The organism is Halomonas sp. IOP_14, from assembly GCF_021021315.1.
GTDB classification, from domain to species: Bacteria; Pseudomonadota; Gammaproteobacteria; order Pseudomonadales; family Halomonadaceae; genus Vreelandella; species Vreelandella titanicae.
In genome coordinates this window covers 17285-35488 of the sequence record NZ_JAINWD010000045.1, presented here as the reverse complement: position 1 = coordinate 35488, position 18204 = coordinate 17285, and the positions used below count along the sequence as shown (strand labels likewise).

Annotated in this window: 18 protein-coding genes; 1 reads left to right on the top strand and 17 read right to left on the bottom strand. The window is 59.6% G+C overall.

The window, feature by feature from the left end; genetic code table 11:
* Window positions 1–23: 23 nt before the first annotated feature.
* Window positions 24–161 carry a hypothetical protein gene (locus tag K7H09_RS21000; RefSeq protein WP_161575223.1) on the bottom strand — a complete coding sequence of 46 codons (138 nt, stop codon included), beginning with the start codon at window positions 159–161 and terminating at the stop codon, window positions 24–26.
* A gap of 325 nt (window positions 162–486) precedes the next feature.
* Here K7H09_RS21000 and K7H09_RS20995 point away from each other — a divergent pair, with 325 nt between their 5' ends.
* Window positions 487–1275, top strand: coding sequence for an SDR family oxidoreductase (locus tag K7H09_RS20995; protein ID WP_041159081.1), 789 nt, complete (start codon window positions 487–489; stop codon window positions 1273–1275).
* A 15-nt stretch (window positions 1276–1290) separates the two neighbouring features.
* Here K7H09_RS20995 and K7H09_RS20990 read toward each other — a convergent pair whose 3' ends face one another.
* The 16 genes from K7H09_RS20990 to sctJ form a co-directional block, all read right to left on the bottom strand.
* Window positions 1291–3264: a 2Fe-2S iron-sulfur cluster-binding protein gene (locus K7H09_RS20990; RefSeq protein ID WP_141440461.1), complete on the bottom strand. Its 1974-nt coding sequence runs from the start codon at window positions 3262–3264 to the stop codon at window positions 1291–1293.
* Between the two features lie 57 nt (window positions 3265–3321).
* Entirely contained in the window at window positions 3322–3957 is a 636-nt protein-coding gene (locus K7H09_RS20985) for a glutathione S-transferase family protein (RefSeq protein WP_027958369.1), read from the bottom strand.
* 134 nt (window positions 3958–4091) lie between these two features.
* Window positions 4092–5000, bottom strand: coding sequence for a LysR family transcriptional regulator (locus K7H09_RS20980; RefSeq protein WP_141440460.1), 909 nt, complete (start codon window positions 4998–5000; stop codon window positions 4092–4094).
* A gap of 2 nt (window positions 5001–5002) precedes the next feature.
* On the bottom strand, window positions 5003–5914 hold the full coding sequence (locus K7H09_RS20975) for a LysR family transcriptional regulator (protein WP_009286084.1): 912 nt from the start codon (window positions 5912–5914) through the stop codon (window positions 5003–5005).
* Between the two features lie 194 nt (window positions 5915–6108).
* Complete coding sequence (locus K7H09_RS20970; protein WP_027958370.1) at window positions 6109–6573, bottom strand: hypothetical protein; 465 nt, start codon at window positions 6571–6573, stop codon at window positions 6109–6111.
* 110 nt (window positions 6574–6683) lie between these two features.
* Window positions 6684–7733, bottom strand: coding sequence for an EscU/YscU/HrcU family type III secretion system export apparatus switch protein (locus K7H09_RS20965; RefSeq protein ID WP_041159085.1), 1050 nt, complete (start codon window positions 7731–7733; stop codon window positions 6684–6686).
* A 15-nt stretch (window positions 7734–7748) separates the two neighbouring features.
* Window positions 7749–11318: a hypothetical protein gene (locus K7H09_RS20960; RefSeq protein ID WP_230805862.1), complete on the bottom strand. Its 3570-nt coding sequence runs from the start codon at window positions 11316–11318 to the stop codon at window positions 7749–7751.
* A gap of 163 nt (window positions 11319–11481) precedes the next feature.
* A complete protein-coding gene (sctT, locus tag K7H09_RS20955; protein ID WP_230805860.1) occupies window positions 11482–12309 on the bottom strand; it encodes a type III secretion system export apparatus subunit SctT in 828 nt (275 codons plus the stop codon).
* A gap of 18 nt (window positions 12310–12327) precedes the next feature.
* Window positions 12328–12597, bottom strand: a complete 270-nt coding sequence (sctS, locus tag K7H09_RS20950; protein ID WP_138800710.1) for a type III secretion system export apparatus subunit SctS — start codon at window positions 12595–12597, stop codon at window positions 12328–12330.
* A gap of 1 nt (window position 12598) precedes the next feature.
* Complete coding sequence (gene sctR / locus K7H09_RS20945) at window positions 12599–13258, bottom strand: type III secretion system export apparatus subunit SctR (protein ID WP_041159087.1); 660 nt, start codon at window positions 13256–13258, stop codon at window positions 12599–12601.
* Window positions 13251–14306, bottom strand: coding sequence for a type III secretion system cytoplasmic ring protein SctQ (sctQ, locus tag K7H09_RS20940; RefSeq protein ID WP_230805858.1), 1056 nt, complete (start codon window positions 14304–14306; stop codon window positions 13251–13253). The genes sctR and sctQ overlap by 8 nt, the downstream gene beginning before the upstream one ends.
* Window positions 14303–14785, bottom strand: a complete 483-nt coding sequence (locus K7H09_RS20935) for a hypothetical protein (RefSeq protein WP_230805856.1) — start codon at window positions 14783–14785, stop codon at window positions 14303–14305. The genes sctQ and K7H09_RS20935 overlap by 4 nt, the downstream gene beginning before the upstream one ends.
* A complete protein-coding gene (locus tag K7H09_RS20930) occupies window positions 14782–16119 on the bottom strand; it encodes a FliI/YscN family ATPase (protein ID WP_230805854.1) in 1338 nt (445 codons plus the stop codon). The genes K7H09_RS20935 and K7H09_RS20930 overlap by 4 nt, the downstream gene beginning before the upstream one ends.
* Window positions 16116–16703 carry a type III secretion system stator protein SctL gene (gene sctL / locus K7H09_RS20925; RefSeq protein WP_138800714.1) on the bottom strand — a complete coding sequence of 196 codons (588 nt, stop codon included), beginning with the start codon at window positions 16701–16703 and terminating at the stop codon, window positions 16116–16118. The genes K7H09_RS20930 and sctL overlap by 4 nt, the downstream gene beginning before the upstream one ends.
* On the bottom strand, window positions 16700–17383 hold the full coding sequence (locus K7H09_RS20920; protein WP_138800715.1) for a hypothetical protein: 684 nt from the start codon (window positions 17381–17383) through the stop codon (window positions 16700–16702). Before K7H09_RS20920 ends, sctL begins: the two co-directional genes overlap by 4 nt.
* Entirely contained in the window at window positions 17380–18204 is an 825-nt protein-coding gene (gene sctJ, locus K7H09_RS20915; protein ID WP_081742567.1) for a type III secretion system inner membrane ring lipoprotein SctJ, read from the bottom strand. The genes K7H09_RS20920 and sctJ overlap by 4 nt, the downstream gene beginning before the upstream one ends.

Here is an 18204-nt window from a genome sequence, read left to right as displayed (position 1 = left end):
CCAATGTTAATAACGAGCCCTGTTTATGCGTTGCTAGCAGCCCGCTCAGCAAGTATGCGCTCAGCCTGCCGGGTACGCGCTACGAGCGCATCGGCAAACTTCACCTCATAAGTATGTAGTTCACACTCCAACTGCCTGGCACCCTCGACAGAAGTACTCATCAAATCATCACTCCCCAACAAGAATACCTTTGAATACTATTGGATACTATTGGATACTATAGTACAGACCCTAGCTCATAGCGCTTCAATTATCACGACATACTTTGGTCGCAATGTATGTTCTGGTGACAATGGCAACGCACTGCTACAAGAGCATGGAGCGCTTCTGGTCTGCATCAGCATGACCACCAGTGTGACGGCGCTGGGGTAACCCCAACGACCTCGCCGGGCGCTAACTTTATAACGGGCGTACTATTCTATTACCGGTAGACGATGGCTATTCGTCACGTTGAGCCCAAATATCGAACACACAGGAGTACATGGTATGGATCTTGGAATCGCGGGACGCTGGGCCGTGGTATGCGCAGCGAGCAAAGGGTTGGGTCGAGGCTGCGCCGAAGCGCTGGCCAAAGAAGGCGTCAACCTGGCCATTAATTCACGCAATGCCGAGGTGCTAGAAAAGACTGCCGACGCGTTGCGGGCCCTTAATCCAGCCATCGAGGTTCGCCCTGTGGCTGGGGATATCGGGCGCGAGGAGGTACGCGAGGCGCTGCTGGCCGCCTGCCCGCAGATCGATATTCTGATCAACAATAACGGCGGGCCGCCGCCGGGTGATTTTCGCGACTGGAGTCGGGAGGCGTGGATACAGGCCGTGGATGCCAACATGATCACGCCTATTGAGCTGATCAAGGCCACGGTAGACCGTATGGCCGCCAACGGCTTTGGACGTGTGGTCAATATTACCTCGGGCGCGGTAAAAGCACCCATCGACATTCTCGGGTTATCCAACGGCGCGCGCAGTGGGCTAACCGGCTTCGTCGCGGGGCTTGCTCGCCAACCGCAACTCGCCTCGCACAACGTCACGATCAACAACCTACTGCCCGGCTCCTTTGATACCGACCGCCTGCGCGGCAACTTCAAAAATGTCGCCGAGAAGAGTCAGCAAACTATCGAACAGATACGCGAGCAGCGAGCCCAGGGCGTACCAGCCCGGCGATTCGGCACCGCCGAGGAATTCGGCGCCTTCTGCGCCTTTATGTGCAGCGAACATGCAGGTTATCTAACAGGGCAGAATATCCTGCTCGACGGCGGCGCCTACCCAGGAACCTTCTAATCGATTGAGGCGCGATTAACCGTTAGCCAGCGTAATGGCTAGCCTCCCCGAGTGCGCTGCTGGGCGGGCGCTGCACAGCAGTATTTCCCCCTCTGGCGCTGATATGCCATCTGGGTAGGTAACCTCCCCCTGCACCAGCGTGCAGGCGCACTCGCCACAGCTACCGCTGCGGCACCCATAGGCAGGTTGAAGCCCCGCTTTTTCAGCGGTTTCCAACAGGCTTTCACCCGGCTGCCAGTGGGCCACCGCGCTGGGGTTGGCAAAGCTGACTTCTACCGGTTGTTCGGCGGTGGGGGCTGTATATGTTTGCGCCAGCGCCGAGGGGCCAAACGCTTCTGTGTGTATCTGCGCGGGCATAAGTCCGAGCTCCAGCGCCTCCTGGTGGTAGCGCTCTACAAAGGCGGCGGGGCCGCATAGGTAGAGCTGTACTTCTGATAGCACCTGATCGGTAAACACCTGCCCCAGTGAAACCCGGCCTGCCATCCATCCATTGAGGGCAGTTGTAGTTCTGGTGACATGCCGCTGCAAACGCAGCCCTCGCGCCTCAAGGTCGAGTAGCTCTGCACCGAAAGGGGCTTCGGCCACATCGCGCACGCTCTGCACTAACGTTACCGGGCCACGGCCTGCCCCGGTCAATTCATGTGCCAGGCTCAATATGGGCGTAATACCGATACCGCCACCCAGCAGTACCCAGTGGGCACGCTCTGAGCCGCTAGCCTCTGCCGTGAATGACCCCATTGGCATACTCACAGCTAGTTCAGTACCCACCTGAAGCGCGCTGTGCACGTAGTGCGAGCCCTCACCATCGGCCTTAATACTGATGCGATAGCCGGCCTGCTGGCTGTCACCCGAAAGCGTATAGCTGCGTACCAGCGCCGTGCCATCCAGGCGCGGCACGTGTAACGTAATGAACTGGCCCGCGTTAAAGGGCGTCAGCGCCTTGTCTTGTCGGGCACTCTTCAAATAGAAAGAGCGGATCTCGGGTGTCTCCTGCACCACGGCGGCCACCTGAACACGCTGTTGAGAGGAAGGCGCAAGCACTTGCCAGGGCCCATGGGGCGCCGCCTCAACGGCCACTGCACTGGCATGGCTACGCCAGCGCAAGGCCCTTGGTCGCCAAACGATATGCCGTGGGGTTAGGCACCAGTAGCGTTCAGCGCCAGGATAACGCGCCCCAGCGGCCTCCTCGTCCACCAGCCGCGCTTCCCCGGTCAGATGCAGCACATTCCCGCTGGTGAAATCCGGTATCACCAGGGCCGCGCGTCCGCTGGCCAGCACGTTGCCCAAGGTGTTGAAGAATCGATTGCCTGCAAAATCAGGCAGAAGCAGATCACTTCCCTGACGCCGAATGAACCCCGGTTGCCCTCCGCGATGAGAGGCATCCACCTGGGCGCCCTGGTCGGTATGCGCGTAACTACCCACGAAGGCGGTGATCGCCCGGTCGATATGTGCCAGCACCGGCTCTGGCAACTGGTCGAGGGTCGCGTCGCGCTTGGTTAGCACGGGGCCCGTCTGGGGCTGCACCGGCCTCATCGCCGACCAGTCGTGAATGTATTGGGGGCAATTACCGAAGGCGTGAGTCACTTCCAACTGCCATTGGCTTGCTGAGCCCCGCAATACACCGTTGACCCTGTTACGACGGCGCGTGTGCAGCTCAATGCCCAATAGGCCAATGCTGGTGCCGCTGTTAAGTAGCGGTGCAAGAGGGTCATCCACAGGCGGCGTTAATGCTAAATCGAGCCGTGACTCGTCCGGCGCATGAACAAACCCCGGCGCGCCCTCCAGCAGCGTGACCCAAGGCCAACCGTCATGATCCACCGCTGCTGCTGCCACAAAGGGCAACTGGGGAAAGAAGTGTTGCAGCTGCGGCGTTAGAAAGGGGCGCATCACCTTGCGGCCCACCTCCACCATCTGTTTTTCCACGCCGACCACGCGCTGCAAGGCAAGCTCGCCTTCATGCCATGGGCTGCTGGTGACGTCGTTATTCACCCTCGACTCCTCGCGAGCAGGTCGCCCGCACCGATTTGAAATGCTGCATCGGCTGGCCTAGCGCACCAGCCCCACCTTGGTCACCTTCATGGGTACAAACCCTTCCAGCGCCTCGATACGCTGCAGCCAGGTGCGGATATGCGGGTAGGGTTCCAGCGAGACATTCCCTTCAGGCGCATGGGCGATGTAGCTGTAGAGCGAAATCTCCGCCAGCGTGGCGTGCTCACCCGCCAGGAAGGGCTGATGCGCCAAGTGGGCATCGACAATCGCGAACAGCTCATGGGCATCGGCAATCAGCGGTTCAGGGTCGAAAGGGGCATTAAAGACCGTCACCAGCCTGGCCTTCATCGCGGAGTTCGCCAAAGGCCCTGCCGCCACGGACAGCCAGCGTTGCACTTGGGCTTGAATCAACGGGTCGTCCGGTAGCCAGCGACCAGCACCCTGCCCAGAACCATAGCGGCGTTCCAGATAGACCAGAATGGCATTGGAATCCGCCAGGATAACCCCTTGGTCATCGAGCACCGGCACCTGCGCGAAGGCGTTCAGGTTCAGGAAAGGCGACGCTTTGTGTTCGCCCGCGGCAAGATCGACATCGATAAAAGTGGCAGGCAAACCGAGCAGCGAAAGCATCAGCTCAATGCGATGGCAGTGGCCGGAAAGAGCGTGGCGGTAAACCTTGATAGCGTGTGGCATGTAATTATCTCCTTGAGTGAGCGCCTCGATAGATGAACGTCACAGGTGTTAAGCGACATCACCCATCCTGCGCCAAATCAAGGAGTGCAAGAATAGCGATACTGAACAATACAAAATTGCGCTGAATGAAATAATCAGCCGACCAACTGCGTTCGCAACCAGGGTGTTGCCAGTTCCAGGAAGGCCATAACGCTGGCAGGCGCCCGGATGCCAAGGGTATAGGTGAGCGCCAGAGGGTGTCCCGCAGGCCAAAGGGGTTCAGCAACGGGTTCAAGCAGCCCCTGCTCGCAGGCGCGACGCGCCTGCAGTTGGTAGCAACACACGACACCCGCACCTCCAATGGCAGCCCGCAGCGCAGCAGCACTGGTACTGATGGCAAGCCTGGGCTCAAAACGGAGCGGGTAGTCTTCAGCCAAGCGCCAGACAGGCGCTTGTCCTTCACTGGAGCAGTGAATAAGCGCATGACGGGCCAAGCCTTGCAGGCTACCGGGGCGCCCGGTCTTGTCCAAGTAACGGGGGCTAGCAAACAGACCAACGCGCAAATCACCCAGGGGCCTGGCATAAGCGGAGGCAGGCAGCGGCCCACGCATCAGACGTAGGTGCGCCGGTGCATCGTTTTCTATACGGATGGGATATTCATCAGCCAGCAGGCAGATCTTCAGCGCAGGATGCTGCTCTTGCAGCCGCAACACTAACGGCACCAGCAGTGGCTCCATCAACGCCTGGGGCGCCTGCAAACGTAGCGTGCCGTTGAGCTCGCGGTGCTCCTGGCGCGCACTGGTGTCGGCGTCGGAGACTGCGTGGATCAGCGTATCGGCGTAGGCGCGCAATCGCTCGCCCGCCGCCGTCAACGTGCTGCCTCTGGCAGAGGTAGTGACCAAAGCAACCCCCAGATGCTGCTCCTGAGCACGCAGCAGACGGTGGAGCTTCGCCGCCGACTGGCTGCACGCTTCAGCCGCGGCTTGCACGCTGCCGTGCCTGGCAACGGCGGAAAGCGCCTTTAAGGCCTCAAAGCGTAGCGGTGATTCAGGGGAGAGTGCCATGGTTAACTGCGGTAGGCGAGCGCCGGGTCGGCACGTAGCCGCTCGGCAAGAAAATCAACGAAGGTACGCACACTGGCGGCACGCCCACGGCCCGCTGTCACCCAGATATTGATGGGAATGGCCACTGGTTCGAAACGCGTTAACACGCGCCGTACTCGACCTTCGGCTTCACTGGCAGCCACCTGGTAAGACAGCAGCCGAGTAAGCCCGGCACCTGCCTCGACCGCCGTTAACGCCGCATGAATAGCGCTGATGCGCAGCCGTGGCGAGGGCGTTACTTCAATGCGTTTGCCCTCCTCCTCGAACCACCAGTGGCCGCTCAAGTTGCCGCCTTCGGCCACCACGGTAGGCAATGCTTCCAGTTCTTGCGGGTGCGTTGGCTCGTTGTGCTCGGCCAGCCACGCGGGGCTTGCACAAACTACCTGCCGCACCTCACCGACTGGCACGGTCAAGTGCTGACAATCCTGGGGCACATGGCCGATGCGCACCGCCACATCGATGCCCTCCTCCTGCAGGTTGACCGGTCGATCGATCAGTTCAGCGCGCACCTGCACGTCAGGGTATTGCTCCAGATAATCGACGATCTGCGGGGTAACGAAGTACTCGCCGAACAGCACCGGCGCGGTCACCTGCAACAGGCCACGTGGGGTAAGGTAACTGCCGGTCGCAGCGGCCTCGGCCTCCACAAGCTGAGCAAGCACCTGCTGGGCATCCTCCAGATACCGGCGCCCCGCCTCCGTCACGCGCACCTGCCTTGTGGTGCGCTGTAACAAGGCAACGCCCAAGCGCGCCTCAAGCGCTGCCACCGCCCGGGTAACCCGAGGCGGCGACAGCGCAAGCTGCCGTGCGGCGTCCGCAAAGCTTTCCAGTTGCGCCACCGCTGCAAACACGCGCATCTCTTCGAATCTATCCAAGGCAGCTCCAGGAACAGGGTAAGCATCACTAACGGTATTCTATATACCCGCTAGGTTTATACCTACCAGGACTGTATACCCACCAGAGCTTTTTTATGCAGCTACGTCGCCGATGGTTTATTAGGCCTAGGCCTTTATTATCCGCCACTCGACAAACGATTTAATGCGTCTAGTTGTTCATCGTGCAAGCAAACTCAGTTGCTCGGACGCTGTTTGGTGGCATCCAATCCAGTTTTGCTCTCTGTGGTCAACTTGGTAATTTCTGCAGACTTAGCGATCGCACGATCAAAGACATCCTGCATGTTCGCCATCGCCTCTACCGATGTGCCTTCGAGGCCACCGTCTGCCGCCCACTCGAAATTCCAGACGCCAGAAAGGCCATCTTGACCCTGGACATCATGAGTCTCGATGGCCGTATAAACACTGGTGTGGCGCGTCATATAGGAGGCAGCTGCCGAAACTTCAGCAGGGACACTGCCTGACGAATTGTTGGCAAGCTGAGCGAGCTCATCGGCATTGATCGCCGACTTGCCCTGCTGCTTCAAATAATCCACTAGAACCTGACTGGATTTGGCAATATTCAACTGGTCGTCGAAGGATGAGGTGGAGGTTTTTTGAGTGGGGGCGTTTACGCTTGTAGGTGACACTGTAGTAGACATCGGATATCTCCCAAGCAGAGGTTTGGTTGGACAGCCTGTTTATTGTTGCTCGGTTTAATGTCATTCGTATGAATCATGTGGCATGGCAAACGATTGCAACCGAGTGATGGCTAAATCAGCTTGGCCGCCACCAGCATATCGGCGACCGCCTGAAAGGTACCATCAGGAACCGGATCGCCATTGCCAGCGCGTTTGGCGATGAGTTCGGCCAGCCTCGGGTCGGCGACTCTCGGGACTCGGCGAGGCGCAGCACTTGCCAACAAGCTAGCGGCCTGATCGGGTGAGGCCTTGCAGGTCACCAACGGCACTGGCGTTTCGCCGCGAATGTAGCGAATGCCGACCAGCCAACCGTCTGCGGTGCCGATCATCAGCGAGCTATACTGAACACCGATCTTGGCGTTCAGCTCATGCATTTCGCGCCGCTGTTTGCGGCGCGCCTGATTCATTGTCGGATCGCCTTCCTGATCCTTGCGCTCACGCTTCTGTTCGGTCTTTGTCATGCGCTGGTCGCGCTCGAATAGCCAGCGTTGGAGCAGCACATCGAAAGCACCAACCAGTAAGAAGGCAATCAGTGCAGTGATGACCAGCGGCTGGAGTAAGGCGAGAAAAGTACCTTGAACGCAGGGGTAGCCGCAGCGTGAGGACTCCATCAGCGACTGTAGGCCCAGGCGATAGACAATCACCAGCGCGACGGCCAATGCCACCATCTTGAACAGTGACTTAAGAAACTCGACCAGCCCGCGTACCGAAAAGATGCGCTTGACCCCCTGAACCGGATCAATATTCTCCGGCTTAGGCTGAACCGGTTCGGTGGAGAATACAAAACCCTGCAATACCACAATGTTGGTCAGCACGATCACCAACAGCGTTAGGCCGACCAGCGGCGACACCGAGAGCAGTAGTACTTCGCCTGCCTGGGTCATCAACTGCGGCCACAGCGTATCGAACGGCTCGGTATAGAGTCGTGCGGTTGAGTCGATCAACCCCTGCACACGAGCAATGATGTCATTCACGCTGATAGCGATATAAAGCGTGCAGGCCAACATCACCATCGCGGTGACCAGGTCAGCACTCTTGGCGACCTGGCCTTTCTTGCGCGCATCGCGAAGTTTTTTCGACGATGGCGGCAGCGATTTCTCTTCAGAGGGCTGTTGGCTCATGGCGCTGCTGTGACCCTATGAACCTACTGTCGAGCCTTTATCCATTTGCGTATCGAGATTGTTGCCATCACCTGCATAATCTTCGTGCTCGAAATCGTCCCAGGTCGAGTTAGGTAGATGGCCCTCCTCTACGTAGAACTCATACTCGTCGCTGCGGTAGTCGAAAATGCTCTCGTCGTCCGGCGCATCGCGCTGACCGTAGCTCCGGACGTACGCTTCGAGAAACTCATAACGGGTCAGGCCGTCTTCGGTCAGTAGGCCATCCTCATCGAGCGACGAGAAAAGCTCCTTGAGGTCAGCCTTATGCCCCTCCAGCGCGTTGGTGCGCTTGATATCCTGGACAATAGTGAATGGCAGCGTCGCCACCGTCAGACCGGCGGATATCCAGAACAGCGGCCCGGTGACGGCACGGGCGACGGCAATGCCCTTGAGCGCCGCCAGCGATGACGCTCCACCGGCAAGGCCGAAGGCACCCGCCGCGACGGTGACGGCGCCCTGACCGATGGTAGCGCCGTCGCCACTATCCACGCCGCGCTTGATCATCAGCCCGCCGAGGGCAATGTCCAGCGCACCAGTGGCGGAGTTGGCAGCGCCATCCAGCACACGCAGGAAAGAGCTGACGGTGCGGGTCGTCGTCGTGGCATCGGGCAGAGCCGGATTCTTGGCGTATCCGTTCTGGGCGCCCTCGACTATCTTCTTAGCGTCTTCATAGGAAATATCCAGCTTCTTGGCCAGTGCCTTCTGATCACCTACCGGGGCATCGTCGATGATCTGCTGGAAGTTCTCGCTGAAACGCTCCCAGGTGTGGGCATCAGGAGCGGGCGCCTTGCCCTTGACCTTGTCGTCGGCCCATATCTGCGGCAGCGTCTTGTCGAGCCCCAGCATGGTATTGACGTTGGTGCCCTTGGCCTTGTCCCAGATGTTGCTGCCGAGGTTGACGAAGTGCTGACTGGCACCCAGAAAGCTGATGAACTCCTTGGCCACGGCCATTCGCGCCTCGTGGCTGTCCGCCAGCTTGCTGGCGCCGCCTGCGAGCTGATAGATGCCCGAGGCGAGCGAGATCAGCCCGCCGGTCGTGCCCAACGCGCCGTTGCTGTTGAGCGTGCCAATCAGCGCCATCATACCGCCGTTGGTCTGTTCGTTGAGCGCCTTGTAGACACCGTTCTTCAGCAGGCCATCGATGTCCGACTGGGTGATCGAACCATTTTTCTGGAAGCGATCCCCGAGCTCCTGCAGCGCCTTACCGAAGTTCTTAGCAGTTTGCTTATCGTCAAGAAACTCGTTAACAAACTTGTCAATCGTCTCCGCCGTGCGCCGCGGAATATCGACACCGGCACGCTTGAGCGCGGTCAATACCATCTTGACCACATCCTGCGTGGCCGTCGCGGTGTTGGCATCATTGATTTGATCAGGATTGGCGATCAGATCATCAAGATCGGTGATCATCGAGTCGAGCTGCAGGCTCTGGGCGAACTCGGCTGCCTTGTCGCTCTCTTCCGTTGCCGGGAACAGCGCCGAAAGTGCATTGTAGGTTCGCGAGATATCCTGCTCGGCGAGTTCCCCCTGACCGCTCTCGCGCAGGTCGTTGATGTAGTTGATGTACTCCTCGCTGAAGGCGGTCTCCTCCAGTTGCGAAGCGATCGCGTCCTTGTTGGCGACTTTGTCGATCGCGTCTGCCTGGGTCGCCTGGTAATCCTCCTGCACCGCCTCGGAGGCGAATAGCTCGCCGAGGCTTTCATCGAGCTTCTCACCGTCGATGATGGATGAGAGATCCTCGCCGGTGACGTTGTCAAGACTCAAGCCTTCCGACATATCGAGACCGACCAGATCCAGGCCGTTTTCAAGCGCGCCCTGGGCTCGCAGCGCACGGTAGAACTGGGCGCGCTCATCGTTTTTATCGATACTGCCGTCCTCAATCCCCGTCTTCCACTCTTCGATCAGGTTCTGCCAGGTCAGCTCGCTGACGGTCAGCTTGCGTGAGCTGTCGTCCGGATCGGTCTCGCTGGTTTCCATCGACTGAATATCGACATCGCTGAAGGCCGGTAGATCATGATCGCGCCGGGCTGTGTCCAGCTCCGCATTGTCGGCGAGACGCTGGGTGTTGGTCTCCCCACCGTGCCTCGACCAATAACCGTCGAAGATATTCTGAACCGCCTTGCCGTCGTCTCCGGCAGCGTGCCTGATCCGCTCGCGCAGGTCATCGTTAACCTGGGCAGTGGCGTCCTCGAGGGAGGCACCGTCGCTCATCTTGCTGTCGATCAGGTTCTGATAGAGCTGCGACAACGTTTCGGAGCTTTCGATATGCAGAATCTGGCGCGACCCCGTCAGCGTGCTGCCCGCCAAGCCAGAGGCCAGTGCGTTGAGGTTATCCTCATAACTCGGGTTATCCGTCACGGTGGTGTCGGCGAGAAAGTCGTCGTAGGCCTCGAAGCCAGCGGAGGTGGCAGCATCCTTGCCACCATGACGCTCCCAGTAACCATTGAGCACATCGAGCCCGTCCTTGCTGTCCTTATCAGCATCGGTCAGCGCGTTGCCGGTACGGTCAAAGAGGGCATCCTTGGCTTCGTCGATGGCTGCCTGTAGATCCGGCGCCTCGCCCCGCTCACGCTGTTGGTTAAGCTGGTACTCCACCAGTTGGCTGAACTGATCGCTGGCGTCTCCTGTCAGCGGTCGCACCTTGCGGTTGTCGATGTCGATGCCTTCAGCCATATCGCTGGCGAGCGAATCCAGGGTATCGTCGTAGGCGATGTCATCTTCGTCGCGATTGGTCAGGTAAGTCTCTTCGGCCAGCGCCTTCGTATCCTCTTCACCACCGTGACGTTTGAAGTAGCCGTCGAAGACATTGACTACACTCTTGCCGCCAGCGTTTTCGAGACGGTCACGCAGTTCATCATTGACCTCGCTCAGCGCTTCCTCAGTAGTGGCACCTTCATCCAGTTTGCTCTTGATCAGATTCTTATAGAGCTGGGACAGTGTATCGGAGGAGTCAAGGTGCAATATCTTGCGTTGATCGGTCAGCGTGCCGCCGGCTAACCCGGAAGCGAGAGCGTTGAGGTTATCTTCGTAGCTAGGGTTGTCGGTCAGCGTGGTATCGGCCAGAAAGTCATCATAGGCGTCATAGCCCGCGTTGATCGCAGCCTCTTCACCACCATGGCGCTTCCAGTAACCCTCGAAGACATCGAGGCCCTTGTCGGCGTTTCGATCTGCGTTGTCCAGGGCATGCCCGATGCGGTCAAACAGCGCGTCCTTGGCACTGTCGATCGCCTTGGACAGATCAGCGCTTTTGCCATCGGCGCGCTGCGCATTGAGCTCGGCGGTGACCAGCGCCTCGAACTTATCCGCAGCGTCTCCCTTCAGGGCGGACACCTTGCGGTTGTCGATATCGATGCCATCCGCCATATCCACTGCCAGTGAATTCAGCGTGTCCTCATAATCCTGGCTGCCCGGCATCAACAGCGTTTTGCCCGCTTCCACAGTATCTTTGCCCGCTTCCGCCTTTTTTGCCAGGTCGAGGACAAAGCCAAAATTTCCAAAGGCGCTGGTCAACGGTGTTGCTTTGGGGTTGGTTTTTGGGTCGACACGCATCGAATACTCCTCCACGGTTAGCGCAAGCTGATGGGGCAGGCAACGAGAAGCCCAATTTCACTGACGGAAAACCAGTCTGAAGAGACTGCGTGACACTCTAATGGCAACTTTGTGATGCTGCTTTGATACCCTCTTTTCAAAGTACCCCGCGTCCCCCCTGCTGTTACCGCGTTCCCCCCATAGCGCCCAATATAGCTTCTAGGCGTTCCATATAGAGATTGGCTGCATCGAGGTGCTCCAGCATAAAGGGGATCAGGAAAATGACGTAGACCAGCATCAAGAATGCAAACAACAGGTTCTTGATAGGGAGTGACAGGTCAAAGACGTGTAGGTTGGGCGCCATACGCGCGAGGTAGGCGAGCATCAAATCTGCGACCAGAAGCGCGATGACCAGCGGCGCTATCATCAACACACCAATCTGCATCACCTGGTCGAGCAGGCCAAGTAGCGCCATCGCCGATGCTTTGGTCATGAGTGGCGTGAAATTCACCGCCGGCCACAACGAGTAGCTGCGATAAAAGCCATCAAGTAGCAGCATGAAGCCGCCGGTAATGAAGAACAGCGCCAGCAAAGTCACGGTCAGCAACGTGGCGGTAACGCCGGATTCAGTCGAGCCCATGGGATCGAGTATCTGCGCCATGGTTGAGCCGCGCTGTAAATCGATCAGTTCGCCAGCCACCTCCGCGGCCCAGAACGGAACACCAAAGACCAGCCCGATGACGACGCCAATCAGCAACTCCTTGATGACCATGCCGGTAAGGGTGAAGCTTGATAGCTGTTCAGCATTCACCATGGCATCGAACAGCGGCACCATCAGCGGAATCGAGATCGTCACCGCCACTGCCGAGCGGATCATGCCGGTCAGCCCCAGGCGATTAAACGCTGGCGTGACCAGCACCATGCCTAGCGCCCGTGCCACGCCGACCGCTGCCGCCGCGATCATTGGATAGGCGAAATCGGTCAGGAAGCGGGCGAAGTCGTCGTAATGCATAAGCGACGCCGGCCCGGCTCAACGAGACCAGGCTGGAAAGTTGTTCAACACCTGATCGGTGATGTTGACGACGGGCCCGGCCAGTAGCGGCCCGGCGATGATCAGCACCAGCAGCACGGCAACCAGCTTGACGGCTTGTGGCAACGTCTGATCCTGAATCTGTGTCAGCGCCTGCAGTAGCCCAACCCCAAAACCGACCACAATGGCCACCAGCAGTGCTGGCGCCGACACCAACAACGCCGTCCACAGCGCATTCTGCATTAGTGAGAGAAAGATATCGTCGTTCATCTCAGCCTCCACCATAGCTAAGAATCAAGCCGTGCATTAGCCGTGACCAGCCGTCCACGGCAACGAACAGAAATATCTTGAGAGGAGTTGATATTAACGTGGGTGAGACCATCATCATGCCCATTGCCATCAGCACATTGGAGACGATCAAGTCGATCACCAGAAACGGGATATAGAGCAAAAAACCGATCTCGAAAGCACGGGTCAACTCCGAGCTCACGAAGGCAGGAATAAGCACCACTAAGTCGTCGTCCTGAAGGTCGCTGCGGGCTTCCTCCGACCATAGCGTACGGGTCGCATCAATGAAAAAAGCCCGCTCGCGTTCGCTGGCATAGCGAGAAAGGTAATCCTGCAAGGGCCCACGCAGCGCCTCGCCGGTTTGTTTGATCTCCTCGACACTGCCCATCCCTGCGGGTCGCTGCTCGAACTGATGAAGCATATCGCCGACCAGCGGCGTGGTGATGTAGACGGTAAGAATCAAGGCAATGCCATAGAGCACCAGGTTAGGCGGCGTCTGCTGCACGCCGAGGGCGTTACGGATCAAGAACAGCACCACGGCAATTTTGAGAAAGCCCGTCATGGTCACCACCGCCAATGGCACCAGGCCGATGGTCGCAACGACGATAATGATGGCGATCAAATTGGGCTGAAATTCACTCATCCCCGGCGTGTCCTTCATCGAGCGCGAGCCTCTCGATCTGCACCCCGATGCTGTCACCGATCATCACCAGGCGGCCATGCCCCATGCAGCGGCCGTTGACGATTAGGTCAACCGCCTGCTCAGGTCGACGCTGCATCGGCAGTACGCTGCCTTCGCCCAACGCGCGCAGCTCGCCGAGCGACATCTCCAGTTTGCCCATTTCACAAGTCAGGCGGACGGGCAGATCATCCAGGTTTGGGTTATCCACGGGGGGTTCGCTCATGAGGTTCTCGAATGGTGGGTTCGACGCTTGGGAAGAGGTAAGAGAGGTCAGCGGGCCTTTAAGGCACACGCTATCGGCGCTTAAGCTGACGCTGACGCTAAACTGGTCGCCAACGTTCAACGTTGCGCCATTGGGATCGTCGCTAGTGGCGAATGACTCGAGCATAACCACATCGCCTGGGCGAAGGCTGCGCCACTCCCCCAGGGTCAATGTCTGGGCTCCGGCCATTAGTCTCAGCAGCACCATGACGCTGCTCGCCATCGCGGGCTGCGTGGGGAAATAGCGATCAAACAGGGGCAGCAAGTGTTTGGCGGTAGTGGCCGAGAGCCCCATACGCAGCGGTTGAACGTCACCGTCGAGCTCGAAGGCCAGGGTGATGTGGATCGGGTTTGCCGGTGACTCTTGCAGGTCGGCGGGCTGCACACGAATATCGACACCCAGGGTCGCCTCCAGCGGTTCAAGCCACGCCAACCACACCGCCTCCAGCCACATCGCGGCCAACTCCGCATCGACATCCTCCATAGAACGTCTGCGATCAGGGTGCTCACTGAGATGGTCGAATGTGCGCCAACTGGCGCTCAAGGTGAGGTGCTCGTCGCCGAGGCATACCGCGACGGTCATCTCAGCGGTGACATCCGTCGCTTCCGGCATCAGGTACAAGCTGGCAGAACGCCCATGCCAGCCGAAAGTCAGCGGCTGGCGAGACCGATGCAGTGCGTTATGCAGGGTTAGCGTGTCGGCACCATGATGCGACAGGGTCAACGCGGACAGCGGCGCGGCAGTCACACCTCACCTACCCGACCGATCCGGCTCTCTTCCATTTCCCGTTCGGCCAGATGCTCGGCCTTGACCGCCCGCACCTGCCCCTGACAAGTCTGGAGTTGCTCCAGCGCACGCTGGGCGCGTAACCGGTGCGCCCATTCCGTAGCGCGGTATTCGCGCTCTCGCTCAGCGGCCCGAAGGGACTGGGTGCTGCTTTCATGCTGCTCAAGCAATACCGCATGGTGGGCGGCATCGTCGGCAAGTGTTTGCTGCCAACCAGCTAGTTCCTCGGCGTTCAGCGGTCGTTGTTCACCCTGTTCGAACAGCGCCTGCTCACGCTGAACTGCTTGGTGTTGGTGCTGCTCCAGGGCCTGCCCGAGCGTCTGGCAGTGAACCTCGAACTCCCGACAGTGGCGCTGCGCTGCTGCCAGGGCTTCCTCGGCGAGACGCGTACGCTGGCACCGAAGCTGCATCAGCCGGTCAAGCTGACGTTGCGATGTCATTGGACGGCCTCCCTTAACTGTTTCAAGGTGTCTTCAAAGGTGCTGTGGTCATCGCGGGATTGGCGTAGGAACGCCTCGATCTCAGCACGTTTATGAATCGCCTCATCCGTGGCGGCGTCGCTACCTTCCCGGTACTCGCCCACTTGCAGTAGCAGCTCGACATCGCGATAACGCGCCATCAACTCACGCATTTTGCCGGCATCACGGCGATGCTCAGCGTTGGCAACGTTTTCCATCAAGCGGCTGCGGCTGGCGAGGATATTAATGGCTGGAAAGTGGTCACGGCGGGCGAGATCGGCGCTAAGAACGATGTGACCGTCAAGAATGGCCCGGGCCTCCTCGGCCACCGGATCCAGCATGCCATCGCCCTCGGTCAATACCGTATAGATTGCCGTAATGGTGCCTCCCGACGCGCCACCGGGCCCGGCGCGTTCGAGTAAACGGGGCAGCGCCGCAAACAGTGAAGGCGGGTAACCACGACGCGTCGGCGGTTCACCGGCAGCCAGTCCGATCTCGCGCTGGGCGCGGGCGAAGCGGGTAAGACTGTCGACCAACAACAGCACATCGCGCCCCTGATCACGGAAATACTCCGCCACGCTGGTCGCCACCATGGCAGCACGGGCGCGCTCGATCGCCGGTCGATCAGACGTGGACACGACGCATACCGTGCGCTGGCGCGCGTCGGCACCCAGCTGCACATCAAGCAACTCGCGGACTTCCCGGCCGCGCTCGCCCACCAGCCCCAGTACCACGATCTCTGCACTACTGCCACGGACGATGGCCGAAAGTAGCGATGACTTACCGACGCCGGCTTCGCCAAATAACCCGACGCGCTGGCCGCGGGCAACGGTATTGAGGCCATCGATAGCACGCACCCCGAGTGCCAGCGGTTGCTCGATCAACTGGCGGGACAGCGGCGCGGGGGGCTCGGCATGAACAGGGTAATGGCGCAGCGAGCCGGGCGCTGGTGCAGTGCGACCATCAAGCCAGTCGCCGAGCGGGCTGATGACGCGACCGAGCAGAGCATCGCCCACGGCCACACCCTGGGCACCGCCAGTGGCAATTACTTCACTGCGGGTCGACAGTCCCTGGAGCTCGCCAATCGGCGAGAGCACGACGTTCTCCTCTTCGAAGCCGATCACCTCCGCGGCGACACGGCGACCGCTGACGGGATCGCGCAGGTAGCAAAGCTCGCCAATGCCAGCACCTTCGAGGCTAGCGTAAACCAACAAACCGCGAATGCGGCGTACCCGGCCATTGACGGGGCGAGTTTGGGCTAGGGCAAAACGTTCGCCGAGCCGCGGCAGCAGATCCCCGAACGCATTCGCGCTCATGCACCCTCCCAATCATCCCGCAAGGCACGCCGCAGTGCCTCGAGCTGCGCTTCCAGGCCGATGTCCATAACCGCGATGGGGCTCACCAGCAAACACTGACCTGGCGCCAATTGAGCGTCGGCCTCGACCTGATAGTCGGCCGTCGCAGGCGAATACGCGGCGAGAGACTCGGCGACTCGCGCCTCTAGCGGCGGTGCAACACGAATACGGATAAGGTGTTCATGGCGCCACTCGCTCAGGGCATGGCGTACGCAGCGAGTGATGAGTTCTACATCGTCGAACTCGCCGAGAATACGCCGTATCAGAGTCAGCGACAGTTCGGCCAGCTCGGGGCCGAGCCCGTCGAGATAACGTTTGACGTCACGCTGGGTGCTGGCCAGTAGCTCAGCGGCGCGGGCTTCACCATCGCGGCGACCGGCTTCAAAGCCTTCGGCATGGCCCTCTTCGCGGGCGCGACGAATGAAGGCCTCTTTATCATCGGCTCGCTGACGCGCCCGCTCGAGAAAAGCGTAGCCATCGACCCAAGCGTTGGCCTCCTCTGCGCGCAGGATGATCTTCCCGGGGCGTGGTGGCAGTGAATTCATATCCCTGCTCGCTCTTTATCGTCGGCTTGGAAGAGGCCGTGTGTAGCGGCCAAGCGGGCAATATCAACAGCTGCGGTATCTGCTGCGATCGTTTCAGGCTCCTCAAACTGGCCAGCCCACCCCAGCCGTAGCCAGGCACGCAACGCCACCGTTTGCGCTTGCCACCATCGCTCCAAGCAGCGTCGACCATCGTGCTCGACAGCGGCCTCCAGCGCGTCGAGATCATCCTCAGCGCAGGCTTCGGTACTGGCGTGGTCACGATGGGTAAGCGCCAGGGAATAGAGCTCAGCGCCGAAACACTGTTTGAGTGCCGCAACTCGCGGCGCATGAATTTCGCGCACAAAGGCATTGGCGTGAATGATCACTCCAGCGGCACGGGCGCAGGCGGTAAAATCATCGCTGTCCAGCTGACATAGCGCCTGGTCGGCGGCATCCATTAGCGGCTGTTCCGCGATAGAGGTGAGTTGATGACGGCGCTGCAGGCGGGCAAGCAAGCGCTGGCGAAAGCGCGGCTGAGTGCACCAACGGCGCAGCATCGCGTCGGCGGCAATGCCGTCCAGGCAGTCAACCCAGTGGTCGAGAGCAACTCGTACCGGTGGTTCGATAGCAGGCTCGATATCCGTCTCGATACCAGAGACCGGTGCGGTCGATTCGCTAGCGCGTTTAGAGGCACTATTCATGGCGCTGTCGTCAATGAATAGGGACGCTGGCGACGCTGACGCCAGACCAACCAACACACCGCACCGGCAAGCCCGATCACCGCAACGCTCAGCAGACCGATGATCCAGCCGATACGGGAAACGCTGGACGCTGGCATCGCGACACCCAGAAATGAGCCCATCATCGGCTGCGGCAGCGTGTCCATTTCCTCGGGAATAGCAGAGACAACAGGCACCACCGAGACCTTGTCGTAGGAGAGGCCAGCAATACCATTGGCTACCAGCGTCTTGATCTGTGGAATCAGTGGGGCGATCTCAAGCGATGGAATGTAGCGAACGAAGACCGAAGCCGAAGACGGCGTACTGTTCTGCTGTAGCAAATCATTGTCCGGCAGCACAACATGAACCCGCGCCGAGAGTACGCCGTCGATCTGAGACACGGTGTGCGAGAGCTCCTGACTCAACGCAAAGATCATCTGAGCGCGTTCCTGCACGGGAGACGACACCAGCCCATTGCCCTGAAAGATATCCCCCATGTTGGCGAATTTCTGTTCCGGCAGCCCAGCACGATCGAGTATCTCTACCGCCTCGGCGAAGCGCTCCTCACTGACCGTGACGGTCATTTGGCCTTCGTCCTGTGCCTGACGTGCGGCAGGTATGCCGTTGCGGGCCAGCGTTGCCACGATGATATTCGCCTCGCGCTCGTCGAGGTTAGTGTAGAGATCGGTGTCGCAGGCCTGAAGCAGCAGCGCCATTACCAGAAACACCATGCCCCGCAGGGCGTTACGCCACCTGCGTTGTGACACTTGCTGCTTGCCGTCGAATTGTTTATTAAAGTGCAA